This is a genomic window from Streptomyces sp. NPDC090106 (assembly GCF_044747265.1).
Classification (GTDB): Bacteria; Actinomycetota; Actinomycetes; order Streptomycetales; family Streptomycetaceae; genus Streptomyces.
Window position 1 is genome coordinate 1 of record NZ_JBIVDS010000001.1, and the last position, 16,983, is coordinate 16,983.

At 71.1% G+C, this 16,983-nt stretch carries 19 protein-coding genes and 1 tRNA gene; 6 read left to right on the forward strand and 14 right to left on the reverse strand.

Translation table 11 applies throughout. From position 1 onward, the window contains the following. The 4 genes from ACIPSE_RS00005 to ACIPSE_RS00020 form a co-directional block, all read right to left on the reverse strand. Positions 1 to 245 (reverse strand): transposase (locus tag ACIPSE_RS00005; protein WP_401655612.1); only part of this gene is annotated, 245 nt, incomplete at its 3' end. An 80-nt stretch (positions 246 to 325) separates the two neighbouring features. After that, positions 326 to 910, reverse strand: a complete 585-nt coding sequence (locus ACIPSE_RS00010; RefSeq protein WP_401655614.1) for a GNAT family N-acetyltransferase — start codon at positions 908 to 910, stop codon at positions 326 to 328. A gap of 56 nt (positions 911 to 966) precedes the next feature. Next, on the reverse strand, positions 967 to 1,878 hold the full coding sequence (locus tag ACIPSE_RS00015) for an SDR family oxidoreductase (RefSeq protein WP_401655616.1): 912 nt from the start codon (positions 1,876 to 1,878) through the stop codon (positions 967 to 969). After that, entirely contained in the window at positions 1,875 to 2,525 is a 651-nt protein-coding gene (locus tag ACIPSE_RS00020; protein ID WP_401655618.1) for a TetR/AcrR family transcriptional regulator, read from the reverse strand. The genes ACIPSE_RS00015 and ACIPSE_RS00020 overlap by 4 nt, the downstream gene beginning before the upstream one ends. A 137-nt stretch (positions 2,526 to 2,662) precedes the next feature. Here ACIPSE_RS00020 and ACIPSE_RS00025 point away from each other — a divergent pair, with 137 nt between their 5' ends. After that, positions 2,663 to 2,992: a hypothetical protein gene (locus ACIPSE_RS00025; RefSeq protein ID WP_401655620.1), complete on the forward strand. Its 330-nt coding sequence runs from the start codon at positions 2,663 to 2,665 to the stop codon at positions 2,990 to 2,992. 91 nt (positions 2,993 to 3,083) lie between these two features. Here the strand turns inward: ACIPSE_RS00025 and ACIPSE_RS00030 are convergent. Beyond that, positions 3,084 to 3,155 (reverse strand) — tRNA-Val (locus ACIPSE_RS00030). Between the two features lie 228 nt (positions 3,156 to 3,383). Here ACIPSE_RS00030 and ACIPSE_RS00035 point away from each other — a divergent pair. The 4 genes from ACIPSE_RS00035 to ACIPSE_RS00050 all read left to right on the forward strand — a co-directional run bounded on the left by ACIPSE_RS00035 (position 3,384) and on the right by ACIPSE_RS00050 (position 6,623). Further along, a complete protein-coding gene (locus tag ACIPSE_RS00035) occupies positions 3,384 to 4,151 on the forward strand; it encodes a DUF4097 family beta strand repeat-containing protein (RefSeq protein WP_401655622.1) in 768 nt (255 codons plus the stop codon). Between the two features lie 158 nt (positions 4,152 to 4,309). Continuing rightward, entirely contained in the window at positions 4,310 to 5,683 is a 1,374-nt protein-coding gene (locus tag ACIPSE_RS00040) for a hypothetical protein (protein ID WP_401655624.1), read from the forward strand. 18 nt (positions 5,684 to 5,701) lie between these two features. Beyond that, positions 5,702 to 5,920, forward strand: a complete 219-nt coding sequence (locus ACIPSE_RS00045; protein ID WP_401655626.1) for a zinc ribbon domain-containing protein — start codon at positions 5,702 to 5,704, stop codon at positions 5,918 to 5,920. Positions 5,921 to 5,975: 55 nt separating this feature from the next. Beyond that, positions 5,976 to 6,623 (forward strand): DedA family protein, encoded by a 648-nt coding sequence (locus ACIPSE_RS00050; RefSeq protein WP_401655628.1) that lies wholly within the window; start codon positions 5,976 to 5,978, stop codon positions 6,621 to 6,623. Between the two features lie 8 nt (positions 6,624 to 6,631). Here ACIPSE_RS00050 and ACIPSE_RS00055 read toward each other — a convergent pair whose 3' ends face one another. The 3 genes from ACIPSE_RS00055 to ACIPSE_RS00065 are packed head-to-tail and all read right to left on the reverse strand — an operon-like array spanning position 6,632 to position 11,076. Next, on the reverse strand, positions 6,632 to 7,453 hold the full coding sequence (locus ACIPSE_RS00055) for an HAD family hydrolase (protein WP_401655630.1): 822 nt from the start codon (positions 7,451 to 7,453) through the stop codon (positions 6,632 to 6,634). Further along, positions 7,453 to 9,885 carry a phosphoribosyltransferase gene (locus ACIPSE_RS00060; protein WP_401655632.1) on the reverse strand — a complete coding sequence of 811 codons (2,433 nt, stop codon included), beginning with the start codon at positions 9,883 to 9,885 and terminating at the stop codon, positions 7,453 to 7,455. The genes ACIPSE_RS00055 and ACIPSE_RS00060 overlap by 1 nt, the downstream gene beginning before the upstream one ends. Positions 9,886 to 9,909: 24 nt before the next feature. After that, positions 9,910 to 11,076: an HpcH/HpaI aldolase/citrate lyase family protein gene (locus ACIPSE_RS00065; protein WP_401655634.1), complete on the reverse strand. Its 1,167-nt coding sequence runs from the start codon at positions 11,074 to 11,076 to the stop codon at positions 9,910 to 9,912. 196 nt (positions 11,077 to 11,272) lie between these two features. On the opposite strand from ACIPSE_RS00065, the gene ACIPSE_RS00070 reads away from it, so the two are divergent. After that, the gene (locus ACIPSE_RS00070) at positions 11,273 to 12,076 is read left to right on the forward strand and encodes a TerD family protein (protein ID WP_401655636.1); all 804 of its coding nucleotides are present in this window, start codon (positions 11,273 to 11,275) and stop codon (positions 12,074 to 12,076) included. Positions 12,077 to 12,091: 15 nt separating this feature from the next. Here ACIPSE_RS00070 and ACIPSE_RS00075 read toward each other — a convergent pair whose 3' ends face one another. From ACIPSE_RS00075 to ACIPSE_RS00100, 6 genes are all read right to left on the reverse strand, one after another. Next, positions 12,092 to 12,829, reverse strand: coding sequence for a Tellurium resistance (locus ACIPSE_RS00075; protein ID WP_401655638.1), 738 nt, complete (start codon positions 12,827 to 12,829; stop codon positions 12,092 to 12,094). Positions 12,830 to 12,923: 94 nt separating this feature from the next. Further along, the gene (locus ACIPSE_RS00080; protein WP_401655640.1) at positions 12,924 to 14,066 is read right to left on the reverse strand and encodes a DUF475 domain-containing protein; all 1,143 of its coding nucleotides are present in this window, start codon (positions 14,064 to 14,066) and stop codon (positions 12,924 to 12,926) included. Positions 14,067 to 14,281: 215 nt separating this feature from the next. After that, complete coding sequence (locus ACIPSE_RS00085) at positions 14,282 to 14,857, reverse strand: TerD family protein (RefSeq protein WP_401655642.1); 576 nt, start codon at positions 14,855 to 14,857, stop codon at positions 14,282 to 14,284. 133 nt (positions 14,858 to 14,990) lie between these two features. Continuing rightward, on the reverse strand, positions 14,991 to 15,566 hold the full coding sequence (locus ACIPSE_RS00090; protein WP_401655644.1) for a TerD family protein: 576 nt from the start codon (positions 15,564 to 15,566) through the stop codon (positions 14,991 to 14,993). 113 nt (positions 15,567 to 15,679) lie between these two features. Next, complete coding sequence (locus tag ACIPSE_RS00095) at positions 15,680 to 16,138, reverse strand: peroxiredoxin (protein ID WP_401655646.1); 459 nt, start codon at positions 16,136 to 16,138, stop codon at positions 15,680 to 15,682. A gap of 121 nt (positions 16,139 to 16,259) precedes the next feature. Then, complete coding sequence (locus tag ACIPSE_RS00100) at positions 16,260 to 16,691, reverse strand: DUF3052 domain-containing protein (protein WP_401655647.1); 432 nt, start codon at positions 16,689 to 16,691, stop codon at positions 16,260 to 16,262. Between the last annotated feature and the right edge of the window lie 292 nt (positions 16,692 to 16,983).

The following is a 16,983-nucleotide window of genomic DNA, read 5'->3' on the forward strand; positions in this document are numbered from 1 at the left end:
ATCCGCCAAGCCAGCCGGGCTCGTACATGCGCCGGATCCCACGGACTGGAAGTGATGAAGTGGGCGAGCGCCTGACGGTTGCCGTCCTCGCCCAGCCGAGCCGCCATCGGCTCCACCGACTTGCGTCTCCCATCCAGCAGCAGCCCGCGCACATACGCCTGCCCCCAGCGCCGCTGATCCGCACGGAAGAACCCGTCGAACAACACCGCCGCGAAAGCCTCCAAGTCCTCCCGGACTTCAGTCATCTCCTCAGGAGTCACACCACCTCAACAACACCCACCAGCAAACGGACACGCCACTCACGAGTGAAGATGACCAAGCCCTACTAGGGGGTGTGCGGGCCGAGTTCGAGCCGCATGAGGACACGGGGGTGCCCTGCAAGCACCGAGTCCGTGTCGGCCGCGTGGACGAACCCGGCCCGCTCGAAGTTCGCGCGGAGCCCGGCGTAGGCCATGGTCAGGTCGACCTTGGCGCCCCGGTTGTCGAGGGGGTACGCCTCGACGACGGGGGCGCCGTGGGCGCGGGCGAGGTCGACGGCCCCGGCGATCAGGGCGTGCGAGATGCCCTGTCCGCGGTGGCCGGCCCGGACCCGCACGCACCACAGGGACCACACCGGCAGATCGTCGACGTGCGGGATCTTGCGGCTGCGCGCGAACGTGGTCTCCTCGCGCGGCGCCACCGCGGCCCATCCGGCGGGCACGCCGTCGTCGTAGGCGAGGACGCCCGGAGGCGGGTCGGCGGCGCACAGCCCGGCTACGTATTCGGCGCGGTCCTGCCCGCGCAACCGGTCGGCGACCTTGCCGGGGATGCGGTGGCTCAGGCAGTAACAGACGGTGGACGTGGGCGACTTGGGTCCGATGACGGCGCGGACGTCCTCGAAGACGGACGCCGGGCGCACCTCGATGGTCATGCCAGGACCCTAGGGCGTGTCCGGGGCAGGCGGACTTTACGGACACGCCCTAGTGTCTACAGCGGCTCGCCCAGCGGACCGTACCGCTCCTGGAGGTTCCTGGCCCAGTGGGCGGCGAAGTCCGGCCGGGAGCCGTCCGCGTCGGTGAAGCCGTACTCCTTGTACAGGTCCCAGGTGGCGAGCGCCCGGCCGGTCCTGGCCATGACGTCCGGGTCGGCGGCGAGCGCGGCGACCGCGCGGCCCAGGTAGGCGGGGCTCTCGGAGTGGGCGAAGTCCGGGTCCTGGGCGGCTCCTTCGCGCCAGGTGTCCTCGGTGACGCCGAAGTGGTCCAGCATCGCCTCCGAGCGCAGGAAGCCCGGGGTGAGCGCCACGGCGGCGACCCCGTACGGCCGGAGTTCGGCGGCCTGGGCGACGGCGAGGCGGATGACGGACGACTTGGCGAGGTCGTAGAAGAAGCTGCCCCGGTAGCGGGCGGTGTTGCCGTCGGTGACCTCGACGACCAGCCCGCCGCGCCGGGCGACCATGAGCGGGAGCGCGTAACGGCTGGTGACGATGTGCGTCTCGACCGCCTGCCGCAGCAGCCGCAGCCCGGTGTCGAGATCCTGCTCCCACAGCGGATGCTCCCAGTCCGTCAACGGGTCGCCGCCCCATACGGAGTTGACCAGGACGTCGAGCCGTCCGTCCTGCTCCGCGGCGATCCGCTCGACGAGGGCGCGCACCTGGCCGGGGCTGCTGTGGTCGGTGCGGACGGCGATCCCGGTGCCGCCGGCGGCGGTGACCTGCCGGGCGGTCTCCTCGACGGTCTCGGGCCGGTCCAGCTCGGAGCGCTCGCCGGCGCCGCTGCGGCCGGTGACGTACACGGTGGCTCCCGCGGCACCGAGCTGGACGGCGATCCCCCGGCCACCGCCCCGGGTACCACCGGCGACGAGGGCGACCTTCCCGGTCAGGGGGCGTGCGACGACGGTCATGGTCCCTCCGGTGCGGATACGGATGTAGATGGAGATGGGGATGCGGATGGGGATGGGGATGTCGACGTGACGTGCGGGGCGAGCACGGCGTCCAGTTCGGCGCTCAGGCACTGCGCGAGGGTCCCTTCGCGTTCGAGGGCCCAGGTCAGGCCCGCGCCCGCGGTGACCGCGCGGACGGTGCGGGTGAGCGCGGCGACGTCCGTGCCGGGGCGCAGCTCGCCCGTGTCGGCCGCCTCGGCCAGGAGGTCCCCGACGGCGCGGGTGTGGGCGCGGTGGACGGTCAGGGCGTGCTCGTAGAGCTCCGGGTCGGTGAGGTCCAGGCAGAGGAAGGCGAGGTGGTGGGCGTAGCTCTGCGGAGTGGCGAGCGGGGCCGCCGAGCGGGTCACCAGGGCCGTCAGGGCGGCGAGCGCGGAATCGTGGGTCCGGCGCACCTGCCCGGTCCACTCGGCGGCGTCCCGTACGGACCGGTCGGCGAGTGCCAGCAGCAGGCCCCGCTTGGAGCCGAACCGCTGCACGAGGGTGCCGGGCACCAGCCCGACCTCCCGCGCGACGGCCGCCAGGGTGAGCCCGGCGGGGCCCACACGGCCCATGACCTCGGCCGTGGCCCGCAGGATCACGATGTCGTCGACACCTCGGGGTCGTGCCATCGGCGGCCACCTTCCGGGTTAATGAATGGAGGTTCATTTATTAAACCACCCGGCCGCCCCGATCCCACCCGGATCGAACACATGAACCCCCCGAAGAAACTCGCACCCCTAATTCGAACAGGCGTAGCATTACCCGCGTGGCGACGACCTATGACTTCCCGAGCGACCTCCTCGCAGGCCAGGAGGAGCTGCACCAGGTCCGGGCCGAGCTGTCCGCCCTGCTCAAGCGGCTCCCCTGGTCGGTCGAGCCCCTGGACGCCTTCAGCGACACGGCGGCCTGGCGCAAGGTGGAGCGCCCCGCGTCCCCGGGCTGGACCAGCGACGAACAGGCCGAGGTCGAGAAGCTCAGACAGCGCGAGCACGAACTCGCGGTCTTCGTCAGCGGGCACCGCTTCTGGACCGAGGTCGCGACACCGGAACGGGTCGACGCCCGGATGGGGTTGAAGCACGCGCGCGGAACGGAGTAGCACGGCGGCCGTCGGGAGTCGATCTCCCGGACATCCCCTGAGCGATCGAGAAAGGCCCCTCGCTCATCGCGCGAGGGGCCTTTGACGTGGGTGGGCGCGGACGGTTTCGAACCGCCGACATCCTGCTTGTAAGGCAGGCGCTCTACCCCTGAGCTACGCACCCGTGCCCCGAGCCGTCGGGCCAGGACGAGTCGACAGCCTACATTGCCCGGGGCTCAGTCCCGCAAACCCGTTTCACGGGCGGCGACGGCTCCGGGAACCCGGGGGTCGGCCTCGGGGTTTCCCGGGGGTTTTCCCCACCCCGGATCCGGGAGCGTCCCGGATCCCCCGGGGGCCGCGCGCTCCGTACGGTCGAGGGAACGTCAGCGATCCGGCTCAGGGGGAAAACGTCATGGCTCGTACCGTCACCGCTCGTGTGGTCCTCGCCGCGGGGGCCGTGGTGCTCATCGCGGCCGTCAGCGCCTGCGGGGCGTCCGCGGGGGACGACAAGGACCCGGACGAGCGGACGTTCGCCCTGCGGGGGGACACGCTCACCGTGGACTCGGACGACTCGGCGCTGGAGATCGTCGCCTCGGACGGGGTGAAGGCGGGGACGGTGGAGGTGACCCGCTGGTTCCAGGGGACGGTCGCCATCGGGCGGGACCCCGAGGTGACGTGGTCGATGGACGGCGACCGGCTGAAGCTGCGCATGAAGTGCTCCGGCGTCGTCGCCGACTGCGCGGCCAAGCACCGCATCGAGGTGCCGCGCGGGGTCGCCGTGAAGGTCGAGGACGGCGACGGCAGCGTGCGGGCCAGCGGGTTCGAGGAGGCGCTGACCATCAGCACGGGCGACGGCTCGGTCAGGGTCACGGACTCCAGCGGACCGCTCGACCTGCGGACCGGCGACGGCTCCGTGCGCGCCGACGTCACCTCGCGCGAGGTGCGCACGCGGACGGGCGACGGTTCCGTCCATGTCGCCCTGGGCGTGGTGCCGGACAAGGTGGAGTCCACCAGCGGCGACGGGTCCGTGACCGTGGAGCTGCCGAGGGCCGCCTACCGGGTCAGCACCGACACCGGTGACGGCGGCGTGCACGTGTCGGTCCCCCGGGACGCGTCCAGCCCCCACGTCATATCCGCCCGCACGGGCGACGGGGGCATCACCGTCCGCCTCGCCGGGTAGGCGGCGCGCCGGCCCCTCGCGGACCCGTCCCGCGAAGTCCTCGCCGGCTCACAGCCAAGTCACCGCCCCGACCGCGAACTATCGGGCCCGTGTGTTCGTCATTAACCGGTGGGAGAATGACACACCGGGCAGGACGGACGACAGCACGGGAGAGGGATGTGACGGCGACACCAGCGCAGCCGCACTCGCCGTCGGTGCCGCGTGCGCGCGGAGCGCTCCGCGACACGTTCACCCTCGTCGCCCTGCCCCTGGTGGCGGCGCTGGCACTGCCCGCGGCGTTCGCCGGCGGCGGTACCCGGCGCTGGTTCGGGGGCCGCGCGGAGAACCAGCGGGCGGAGGCACAGGCGGCCAAGGACGCCGCTGCCGCCGCCTTCTACGAACTCGACACCGCCCAGCGGGATCTGCGGATCTCGATCGAGACGATCACGGCCGTCGACGACTCGCCCGCCGCCCGGCGCGCCGTCACCGACTTCGAGGCGATCAGCCGGCGGATCGACGAGGCGAGCCACCAGTACATCGAGGCGGTGGACGCCCACGACCTCGACCGGGACGACCTGGAGGCGTCCGTCGCGGCGGCGGCGCGCACCGAACTGACCCGGGCCAAGGACGAGCTGGGCAACGTCAAACGGGAGCTGGACCGCTTCGCGGACAGCCTGGGCCCCCTGCTGGACAAGGCGGAGACCCGGCTGGCCCGGCTCGCCCCGGCCGTCGAGCGGGCCCGGCAGGGTCTGCGCGCCGCGTCCGACGCCCTGGACGCGGTACGGGAGTCGGGGCTGAAGGCCGACGGCCTCGCCGCCCGGCTCGCGGCGCTGGCCCCGGAGCTGACGAAGCTGAACCAGGGCGCCGGGCAGCACGGCGTGGCGCAGACCCTGGAGCGTGCCGAGCGGGTCGCGCGGGAGGCCGGGGCGGTCCGCGCGGAGGCGGAGCGGCTGCCCGAGCAGGCCGCCGAGATCGACCACCGGCTGGTGTCGCTGCGCACCCGCGCGCAGGCCCTGACGACCCGGGCGGGCCAGGTCGACCCGGTCCTCAGCGAGCTGCGGCGACGCTTCGCGGCGGCGTGCTGGCAGGACCTCCAGCAGGTGCCGGGGCAGGCGGAGGAGAACGTCCGGCAGGCCGAGCTGAAGCTGAAGGAGGCGCGGGCGGCGCGCGACACCCAGCGCTGGCCGGACGCGACGGCCCTGCTCTCGACGGTGCGGGCGCTGCTGAACGCGACGGACGAGTCGGTGTCCGCGGCCGGTGACCGGCTGCGGCGGCTGAACGCCGTGCAGAAGGACCCCCAGCAGGAGATCGACCGCACCCGGTTCGCGATCCGGGACGCCCAGCGGCTGGCGATGACGGGCCGCAACACCCCTGATCCGCAGGACGCCCGGCCGCTGGACGACGCGGTGGCCCGGCTGGATCGGGCGATCGGCACCCTGGAGGGGCGGCACCCGGACTACTGGCACTTCCTGCTGGAGACGGAGGGGGTGCGGCAGAGCGTGGCACGGGTGGTCGCGCGCATCCGGGAGGAGCGCGGCGCCGCCGGGCAGTGAGCCCGTTAACCTGTCCGCATGCCTCGCTACGAGTACCGCTGCCGGACCTGCGGCGACACGTTCGAACTGAGCCGTCCGATGGCGGAGTCCGCCGCCCCCGCGTCCTGCCCGGTGGGCCATGACGACACGGTGAAGCTGCTGTCGACGGTCGCCGTCGGCGGCGCCGCGTCGGCTCCGGCCGCGGCTCCCCGGGGCGGTGGCGGTGGCGGCTGCTGCGGCGGGGGCTGCTGCGGCTGACGGCTGACGGGGGCGGTTCAGGAAACCTTCAGGAACGGCTCTCTAGCGTGACGGCATGACAGCCGCACCGCAGTGGATCAACGGGCTCATGGACACGCTGGGCGCGCCCGGCGCCGGTCTGGCCATCGCGCTGGAGAACCTCTTCCCGCCGCTGCCCAGCGAGGTGATCCTGCCGCTGGCGGGGTTCGCCGCGAGCACCGGCCGGATGGACCTGTGGGCGGCGCTGCTGTGGACGACCGCCGGTTCGGTGATCGGCGCGCTCGCGCTGTACGGCGTGGGGGCGCTGCTGGGCCGGGAGCGGACGCTGGCGATCGCGGCGCGGCTGCCGCTGGTGAAGGTCTCGGACGTGGAGCGGACCGAGGCGTGGTTCCTGCGGCACGGCACCAAGGCGGTGCTGTTCGGGCGGATGGTGCCGATCTTCCGCAGTCTGATCTCGGTCCCGGCGGGCGTCGAACGCATGCCACTGCCGGTGTTCCTGGGGCTGACCACGCTGGGCAGCGCCGTGTGGAACACGCTGTTCGTGCTGGCGGGCTATCTGCTGGGCGACAACTGGGCCGAGGTCACCGACCTGGTCTCCGCGTACTCCAAGGTGGTCCTGGCGCTGGCCGCCCTCGCGGTGGCCGCCTTCGTCGTCGTACGGCTGCTGCGGCGGCCGGGGTCGGGACGGCGCCGGCGCGGGCAGGACGCCCACGCCGGTTCCTAGGCCGGGGCTCAGCCCGCCGTGGCGCGCGTGGTGCGCAGGAACTCCCGCAGGATGCGCTCCCCGGCGAGGACGCCGCGTTCGGGCAGGGCGACGACGGCCGGTGCCGTCCAGGCCTCGTCGGCGAGTTCGCCGTGGCCCGGGCGCCAGCCCTGGTCGGCGGCGAGGAGGAGGTCGGCGTCGAGGAGGGAGTCGCCGGCGGCGAGGGTGAGGACGGCACCGGTGCGCCGGGCCACCTCGCGCATCGCGGCGCTCTTGGTGAGCGGCTTGGGCACGGCGTAGATCTTGCGGCCCTGGAGGGACACGGTCCAGCCGCGGTTCTCCGCCCAGACGGCGAGTTCCTTGACCCATTCCTCGGGCAGGAGCTCCCGCTCGACGACGAGGTAGGCGAACAGGTCCTCGGCGATGCGGTGCTTGCGGACCCAGGCGGGGTCGGCGGTGTCGAACAGGTGCTGGCGCACCTCCTCCAGGGGCGCGCACTCGGCGGCGAGGCGGGCCTGGACGCGGGCGTGCCAGTCGGCGTCGGTGACACCGTCGACGAGCAGATGGCCGCCGTTGGCGCAGATCGCGTACGTCGGCGCGGGCCCGGGGAGGTTGATGCGCTGGTACTGCTTGCGGGTGCGGGTGGTCGTGGGGACGAACACCGCGGCGTCCCCGAGGTCGGAGAGCAGGGCGGCGGCGGTCTCGGTCATGTACGACAGCGGCTTGCTCTCGTGGACCTCGACGCACAGCAGCCGGGGCGCCCGGGGGTCGGGCATGGTGAGGGCGAGGGCCGCCGAGGAGTAGATGAGGGTGCGGTCGAGGTCGCTGGCGACGAGCACGGGCGCGGACATCAGACGGTCACCGCCTTGCCGTCGGCACCGGTCGCGCCGCGCGTGAACTTGGGGTGGATCAACCCGACGCAGGTGTAGGGGAGTTCGGCGACCTCCTCGACGGGGACGCCGCGCTGCTCGGCGAGCAGGCGTACGTGGTCGAGGTCGGCGCCCGCTCCGGCCCGGGCGAGGATCTTCCAGGGGACGCGGCGCAGCAGGACGCGGGTGGTCTCGCCGACGCCGGGCTTGACGAGGTTGACGTCGTGGATGCCGTACTCCTCGCTGATGCGCTCGACGGCCGCCCAGCCCTCCCAGGTGGGCGCCCGGTCGCCGGACAGGAGCTCCTTGACCTGTCCGTCGACCTCCTCGGCGACGTCGGGGAAGCGGGCGGAGACGGCGTCGAGGAAGGCCACGGAGACGTCGGCGCCCGCGAGTTCGCGGTAGTACTTCGCGCCGTGGAAGTCGTGCGGGCCGACGAGGTCCGCGCGCAGCACCGTGCGCGAGATCAGGCCGGAGACCGTGGAGTTGAGGCAGGCGGAGGGGATGAGGAAGTCCTCGCGGGTGCCGTACGTGCGGACGCAGGAGCCGGGGTCGGCGAGCACGGCGATCTCGGCGGAGAATCCGGCGGCGCCGCCGTCGGCCTCGAACTCCTCGATCGCGGCGGCCAGTTCGCGGGTGATGGCGCCCTTGCCGGTCCAGCCGTCGACGAACACGACGTCGGTGGGGTCGTGGTGGGCGGCGAGCCAGCGCAGGGCGTTGGCGTCGATGCCGCGTCCGCGGACGATCGACACGGCGTAGTGGGGCAGTTCGAGGCCGTGGCGGAAGGCGGCCCAGCGGCGCATCAGGACGCCGACCGGGGTGCCGGCGCGGGCCAGCGACACCAGGACCGGGCGCGGGGACCGTTCGGCGAGCACGATCTCGGTGACCGCTCCCACGGCCTGCGCGAGCCGGTCGGCGGAGGCGTCCAGGGCCGCCTGGAACAGCTCCTGGTAGTGCTCGCTGGGCTGGTACTCGACCGGCAGGGACTCCGCGTAGTGGGCGCCGCCGCTCTGGATGGCCTCCTCGCGCTCCTCGGTCGGCGCCTCCAGCGTGACGTCCGAGAGGTCCTGGAGCAGCCAGCCGACCTCTTCGGGGGCGTACGAGGAGAAGGCGGGGCCGCGAAGGGGCTCGGGCAGCATGGCGGGCCTTTCGGGGACGTACGAGGGGATGACCGCGAGGACGACGTGCGGGGTGTGGGCGGCCAGTTGTGCGAGGAGCCCGTCGGGGGCGTGCAGTGCGGGGGTGTCCGCGGTGGAGTCGACCACCGCGATCACGGCGTCGAAGCCGGCACCGGCCACGTTGTAGGCGTAGCGCTCGCCGGGGCCGTCGGCGGGGTCGTCGTGCGCGGGGAAGACGAGGCGGCTGCGGATGGCGTAGCCGGGGTCGTCCACGGCGAGGACGGGTGAGCGGGTGGTGGTGGAGTACGTGACCTCGGCGTCGGTGACCTGTTCCAGTTCGCGGGCCAGGCGCAGCGGGGCGTACATCAGCTCCTCGAAGCCGAGGACGTGCACGCGGTGCGCGTCCTCGGGGAGCGCTTCCGCGAGACGGGCGGTCATCGCCGGGAGGGCCGTCTCCAGGCGTATTCGGTGACCGGGGGTGAAGCCGTGCCGGGCGCCGTCGGGCAGGGTGCGGGGCCAGCACAGTTCGACGCGGGTCCGGGCGCCGTGCGGTGCGGGGGCCCGCTCCGGTGCGGGGGCCTCGTGCTCGGCGACGAGCCGTTGCCCGGCCTCCAGCACGCCCTCCGGGAGGGACACCGTGCCCGAGGCCGCCGCCACCAGGTCCACGCGCGCGCCGACCTCGCGGGCGAAGGCGTCCAGGCGTCCGGCGTCGGCGGGCGAGCGCATGTCGACCAGGGCGACGACGACGTACCGGCGCCTGGGGTAGCGCTCGTGCAGGTCCCTGATGGTGTTCAGGACGGTGTTGCCGGTGGAGAACTCGTCGTCGACGAGGACCAGGGGGCCGCTCCCGGCGAGGAACGCGGAGTCCTCGGGCAGCAGGAGGTGGGAGGTGGCGTGGGAGTGGGACTCCTCGAAGCCGCCGGCCTGGGCGACGCCCTCGACGGGGCGGCGGGTGGAGTGGAGGTAGGGGGCGAGGCCGATGCCGTCGGCGACGGAGTGGCCGAGGCCGGTCGCGGTCTCGGCGTAGCCGAGGACGACGGCGCGGGCGGCCTCGTCGGTTCCCAGCAGTTCCCGTACGCGGCGGCCGAGGGCGAAGCCGTGGCCGTAGACCACGGACGGCGACTGCGGCACGTGCTTGCCGAGGACGTTGGAGACGAGCAGATGGGCCCGCTTGGGGTTGCGGCGCAGGGCCAGGCCCAGCAGTCCGGTCAGCCGGGTGTCGCCCACGAGCGCGACACCGAGCCGTTCGGCGACCCAGGTCCCGGACCAGACGTCGCCGTTCACAGCCTTGTTCATACGTCCCTTGTCGTCCACTGAGGTTCAGCCGGTTATTCCGGCGGCGAGCAGTTCCACGAAGCCGATGTCCTCGTTGGCCACCCCGAACACCTCGGCGCGCAGCATGGTGCGCTCGGCCCAGGCGCGGTGCGGCTTCACCTCGTTCATCTTGTTCGTGTACTGCGACCTCAGGACGCCTCCGCCGCCCCGCTCGGGGCGCAGGATGTCGACGGCGTCGCTGAACTCCTCGTGGCTGACCACGGACAGCGCGTGCACGGGCAGGACGTGCGAGGGGTGGATGCAGGTCTTGCCGAGGAGGCCGTTGGCCTGGTCGAGGGTGATCTCGCGGAGCAGGCCGTCCATGGCGTGCTCGATGAGGGCCTCGCGCAGTTCCTCGGCCTGGCCCTCCAGGAAGGGGCTGCGGCGCAGCTGGGGCTTGAACATGCGTTCCTGGACGCGGAAGTACTCCCAGACGGGGCCGGTCACGGTGAAGCCGGTGCCGTCGGCGCGGCCGAGCATGTTCACCACGTCGGCGATGACGGAGGCGACGATCTGCACGTCGTAGGCCGTCATGTCGGGGGCTCTGCGCAGGCCGTAGGAGGAGCAGAAGTCGGTGACGCCGAGGCGCAGGGCGAGGACGCGGTCGCGGTACTTGTCGACGGCGCGGGCGATGCCTTCCAGGGCGTCGACCCGGGACTCGCGGTACATGAGTTCGGGGGTCTCCAGGACCGGCATGCCGAACAGCCGGTGCCCGCTGGCCGCCTCGGCGCCGGCGAGCGCCTCCAGGAAGGGGATGCCGCGCTCCTCGGTGAACTTGGGGAACACGAACCCGGAGAGCAGCCGCACGCTGGGTCCGAGGCGGCGGACCAGGTCGGGGATCTGCTCGGGGGTGCGGACGCGGATGAAGAGCAGGGGCAGGTCGGCCGGGTTGCGGCCGTCCAGGTCGGCGAACTGCCGGACGAGGTTCTCCTCGCCGTGCTCGACGTCCTCGTCGCCGATGGAGTCCTCCAGGCACAGCACCATCGAGACCACGCCACGACCGACCTGTTTGACGATGTCGTCGGCGAGCCGCGGCCGGGTGGCCGGGCTGTACAGGGTGGCGCCCAGGGCCGCGGAGAGCACCCTGGCCGGGGAACCGGGAGTGAACTCGCACGGCTCCTGGTGGAAGAGACGCTGACGCACCTCAGGGGCGATGTGCCCGAAATGACGCATATGACTCCCCCGTGGCGGCTGGGCTTCCTGTGAACGGTTCACAGGTGGCCGGTAATAGTACGTACAGACCCATGTCAGGGGTTCCCGCCGGGCATGAATTTCAGGTAACGGGGGCGGGGGAAAACCGTTCGGATCCGGGAACGGAACCGGTACCCCCGCGTTGTCGTGACCAGGACCGAGAAGGCAGGATGACCGCATGACGCGCGCGATGCTGAAGGGGTCGAACGTCCCGCTGGAGATCACCACGGTACGAGCCGTGGTGCGCTGGACGCCCGGGCAGGGGGTCCCGGATGTCGACGCCTCGGCGCTGCTCCTCGGCCCCGACGGTCGTGTGCGCTCCGACGAGGACTTCGTCTTCTACAACCAGCCCCGACACCCCTCGGGGAAGGTGAGGCGCCTCGGCATGAAACGAGGCGCCGACGGCCCCACCGACACGATCCAGACAGATCTGGCCGGTGTCGAGCCCGACGTCAGCCAGATTCTCCTGGTCGCTTCGGCGGACGACGTGACCTTCGACCGCGTACAGGGCCTGCGCATCCTGCTGTACGACGCGGGCGTCGCCGACGGCGAGCCGCTGGCGTACTTCGACGTCAAGCCCGAGACGGGCAGCGAGACCGCGCTGATCTGCGGCGAGCTGTACCGGCGCGGCGAGGGCTGGAAGTTCCGCGCGCTCGGCGAGGGCTACTCGGACGGCCTGAAGGGGCTGGCCAGCGACTTCGGCATCACGGTCGACGAGGCGGCGGCAGCCGCGGCGGCCCAGGAGCCGGCCCCCGAGATCTCCCGGCCGCTGCCCCCGGAGCAGCCGGCGACGTTCCCGACCCAGCCGGCGTACGGCTATCCGCAGGCGGCCCCGGCGACCCAGCCCGCCTACGGCTACCCGCAGCCCACGAGCCAGCCCGCCTACGGCTATCCGCAGCCGGCCACGACCGCCGCCGCCCCGCCGGCCCTGGACCCGAACTTCCGGCTGCCGCCGCAGGGACCGCAGTTCATCGGACGCTGAGCCCGGGCGCCGGGGCTACCGGTCGGCCTTCGACTTGTAGCCCCGCCCCCACTGGAGCCCCCACCCGTACAGCCGGTCCAGTTCCGCCTGGAAGCCGTAGACGAACTTCACCTCGCGGCGGACGACGATCTCGCCCTTCACGTTCTCGATCATGACGACCGCGCAGGAACGGGCCTGCTGGTGGCGTTCGTCGAGGCCGATCTCGATCCGGGGCCCGTTGCTCGGGTAGAGCGTGACGACGGCGTGGGTGCGGTCGAAGGCCGGGGTCTGGTCGTAGATGTAGACGAACACCAGGATCCGCTTGATCGACTCGCGATGGTCGAGGTTGACGTAGATCGTCTCGCCGGACGCGGACCCGAACCGGTCGTCCCCGCTGAGCTTCACGTACGGCGGGGTGTTGACGTCGCCGAACAGGCCGCCCAGGGGCTGGACGACGCCCTTGGAGCCGTCCGTCAGCTCGTACAGGCATCCCAGGTCGAGGTCGACGTTGACCATGCTCTGGCTGTGTCCTATGACCTCCGGCGGCTTCAGCGCCTTGAAGGGGTGGCGCAGCAGGGACTCCCGCTGGGAGCCGCCGATGTCGGACGTCCGCATCCGCCAGGCCAGGTTGATGCGCAGATGCCCGTGCTCGGCGCCCTGCTTGGTCAGAGAGACCCGGTCGTGCCGTTTGGTCAGCTCGATCGCGTTGCTCGCCGCGCTGCCCGAGTCGAACTCGGCCGCGCGTCCAGGCCAGAGCCCGTCGAAGAAGCCCATTCCCGCCCCACCTTCATGTCAAAGACCGGCGGGGCGGCGCCGAGGTGTCGCCTCGACGCCGCCCCGCTCAGAGCGTTCCTCGCCTACGGGGGTGTCACACCCCCGAGGAGACCTCGGCCTTGGCGTCCGAGCCCTCGCCCTCCGCCGCCGCGAGTGCCTTGTTGCGGCGCACCGAGGACCAGAAGGACCAGCCGATGAGGACCACGCCGACGAGGCCGGTGATGATCTCGTTGATCTCGTACTGGATGGTGACCATGAGGATCACGGCGAGGGCGCCGATCGCGTAGTGCGCGCCGTGCTCCAGGTAGACGTAGTCGTCCAGGGTGCCCTGGCGGACCAGGTAGACGGTGAGCGAACGGACGTACATGGCGCCGATGCCCAGGCCGAGCGCCATCAGGACGATGTCGTTGGTGATGGCGAACGCGCCGATGACGCCGTCGAAGGAGAAGGAGGCGTCCAGGACCTCGAGGTAGAGGAACATGAAGAAGGCGGCCTTGCCGGCCAGGGCGACGGCCGAGCGCTGCTTGCCGCTGCGGGCGGCCTCTTCCTCCTCCTCGTGCTCGCGTTCCTCGTCCTCTTCGAGCTTGTCCTCGAAGTAGCCGGAGAGTCCGCCGACGATCATGTAGGTGATCAGACCCGCGACGCCGGAGATCAGGACGGTCTGGGCCTTGTCGACATGGGCGCCGCCGTGCTGGTGGGCGTTGGCGGCGAAGGTGAACGCGGTGATCAGCAGGACGATCAGCGCGATGCAGACCGACAGCATGTCGACCTTGCCGAGCTTGGCCAGCGGGCGTTCGATCCAGCGCAGCCACTGGATGTCACGGTCCTCGAAGATGAAGTCGAGGAAGATCATCAGCAGGAACATGCCACCGAACGCGGCGATCGACGGGTGCGCGTCGGTGACCAGTTCCTGGTACTTGTCCTTGTTGTTCAGCGCGAGGTCGACCGCCTCGATCGGGCCCATGCTGGCGCTGACCGCGACGATGACGACGGGGAACACCAGTCGCATGCCGAACACGGCGATCAGGACACCGATGGTGAGGAAGATCTTCTGCCAGAAGGCATTCATCTTCTTCAGGATCCCGGCGTTGACCACCGCGTTGTCGAAGGACAGCGAGATCTCCAGGATGGAGAGGATCGCCACGATGCCGAAGGCCTCCCACCCCCCGTAGAAGACCGCTGCGACGAGGCCGAGCGCGGTGATCGCGAACGACCAGCCGAAGGTTTTCAGAACCACTGGCTACCCAATCCTGTATGTACGGGTCTCCCCCGTGCCGTACTCGGCTTTACGAACTTTTGAAGGCCGAGTCTAGCCCCGCCCCCTTGGCAGCCCAGAGGGGACCGGATTTTGCTCATACTGCGTCGCTCCGGGGCGCGGCCCCCGGACCCCCGGCGGAACGGCGACCTGAGCCTGACCAGCGCGAACGTCGGACGCCGGACGCCCGGCCACCGTTATGAGACGTTGACCCCGAAGTCCAGGGCGATACCGCGCAGACCGGACGCGTACCCCTGTCCGACGGCCCGGAACTTCCACTCGGCCTGGTAGCGGTAGACCTCGCCGAAGATCATCGCGGTCTCGGTGGAGGCGTCCTCGGACAGGTCGTAGCGGGCGAGTTCCTGGCCGTCCGCCTGGTTCACCACGCGGATGAACGCGTTGGAGACCTGGCCGAAGGTCTGCCCCCGGTTGTCGGCGTCGTGGATCGAGACCGGGAAGACGATCTTGTCGCACTGGGCCGGGACCCTGGAGAGGTCGATCAGGATCGACTCGTCGTCGCCGTCCCCCTCGCCCGTGAGGTTGTCGCCGGTGTGCTCCACCGAGCCGTCCGGGCTCGTGAGCTGGTTGTAGAAGACGAACCACTCGTCGCCCATGACCCGGCCGCCGGCGCAGACCAGCGCGCTGGCGTCGAGGTCGAAGTCGGCTCCCGTGGTGGAGCGCGCGTCCCAGCCGAGCCCGATCATGACCTGGGTGAGGTTGGGTGCGGCCTTGGACAGGGAGACGTTTCCCCCCTTGGCGAGCGTGACGCCCATGTTGCTGGTCCCTCCCCGTAGTACGGCTTGCTCTGTGTGGTGGTCCTGTCCCGCCGGCGCCGCACGCAACCGTGCGGCGCCGGACGGAACGGGACGGACCCGGCGAGGCGCGGGGCCCCGCCGTGCGCGGATCTCAGACGTTGACGCCGAAGTCCTGGGCGATGCCGCGCAGACCCGAGGCGTACCCCTGGCCGATGGCGCGGAACTTCCACTCCGCGCCGTTGCGGTACAGCTCGCCGAAGACCATCGCGGTCTCGGTCGAGGCGTCCTCGGACAGGTCGTAGCGGGCGATCTCCGCGCCGCCGGCCTGGTTCACCACGCGGATGAACGCGTTGCGGACCTGGCCGAAGGACTGCTGGCGGTTCTCGGCGTCGTAGATCGAGACCGGGAAGACGATCTTGTCGACGTCCGCCGGGACGGTCGCGAGGTTGACCTTGATGGCCTCGTCGTCGCCCTCGCCCTCACCGGTGGTGTTGTCACCGGTGTGCTCGACCGAGCCGTCGGGGCTCTTGAGGTTGTTGAAGAAGACGAAGTTGCCGTCGCTGGCGACCTTGCCGGCCGTGTTCAGCAGCAGTGCGCTCGCGTCCAGGTCGAAGTCCGTGCCCGTCGTGGTGCGGACGTCCCAGCCGAGGCCGACGATGACCGCGGTCAGGCCCGGGGCTTCCTTGCTGAGCGAGACGTTGCCGCCCTTGCTGAGGCTGACTCCCACGAGTCCTCCATTGGTGTCCAGGGGCGGGGAGCCCCGCCATGCGTTTGATACCGGATCAACGTGTCGATCCTAGTGACGGGTTCCCGTACCCCGCAGGGCTTGGAACCGAACAATCACAGGGTGTCGAGGGCCGCCACGTACGCGTTCAGGTCCCGGGCGTCGGGCAGCGCGTTGACGACGGTCCAGCGGACGACGCCCTCCTTGTCGATGACGAAGCTGCCGCGCACCGCGCAGCCCTTGTCCTCGGCGAAGACGCCGTAGGCGCGGGAGACCTCGCCGTGCGGCCAGAAGTCGCTCAGCAGCGGGTACTCCAGGCCCTCCTGCTCGGCGAAGACGCGCAGGGTGTGGACCGAGTCGTTGGAGACGGCCAGCACCTGGGTGTCGCGGTCGGAGAAGCGCGGCAGGTTGTCGCGCACCTCGCACAGCTCGCCGGTGCACACGCCCGTGAAGGCGAAGGGGTAGAAGAGCAGGACCACGTTCTGGGAGCCGCGGAAGTCCGACAGCTTCACGGACCGGCCGTGGTTGTCCTTGAGCTCGAAGTCGGGGGCCTTGTCGCCGACCTGGATCGCCATCGTCGTGAATCCCTCTCGCTGGGACTGTTCGGGTGAGAACCCCCACCCTACGCAGCGATCACGACATGCCGACGGACGGGCCGACTTCCGTCGGCCCGTCCGGTTCACAGCACGGTGGAGGTCACCGCTTGGACTTTGCCGCCTTCGGAGTCAGCAGCCGGCTGCCGTTCCAGTCCTTGCCCACGTTGACGCTCTTGGTCTGCGAGAGACCGGCCGTCTGGGCCGCGTCGTTGATGTCGCTGGGCTCGATGTAGCCGTCCCGGCCCGTCTTCGGCGTGAGAAGGAGGATCTGGCCGTCCTCTTCGAGCAGCCCGATGGCATCGACCAGCGCATCCGCCAGGTCGCCGTCGTCCTCACGGAACCACAGCAACACGGCATCGGCCACGTCGTCATAGTCCTCGTCCACCAGCTCGCTGCCGATGGCTTCCTCGATGGACTCGCGCAGCTCCTGGTCGACGTCGTCGTCGTAGCCGATCTCCTGGACCACCTGGTCGGGCTGGAACCCCAGCCTGACGGCCAGGCTCGTCTCCGCGTGGTCCGCGGTCGCGCTCACGGTCTCCTCCTGATCATGTTTTGGGAATAACTCAGCCACGCGCGTGCGCGAAGCATTGGCCGTAGTCCACACGGGCGGGGCGGATCGCGCAAGTACCCGGCCGTTCAGACCGCCGAAACGGTGACGTTCCTGGCCGTGTCACCCCAACTCCAGGCACGTGGTTACGTGCCCCAGTGACCTACACCACACCTTTCTGCCCGCTTTGCACGGTTGGGAACCCGGGTGGGGTTCGAGCAGGGCTGTAAGAAGGCCTGGTTACCTTTCGGTAGAGATGACGTTTGCGTTCCCGAGG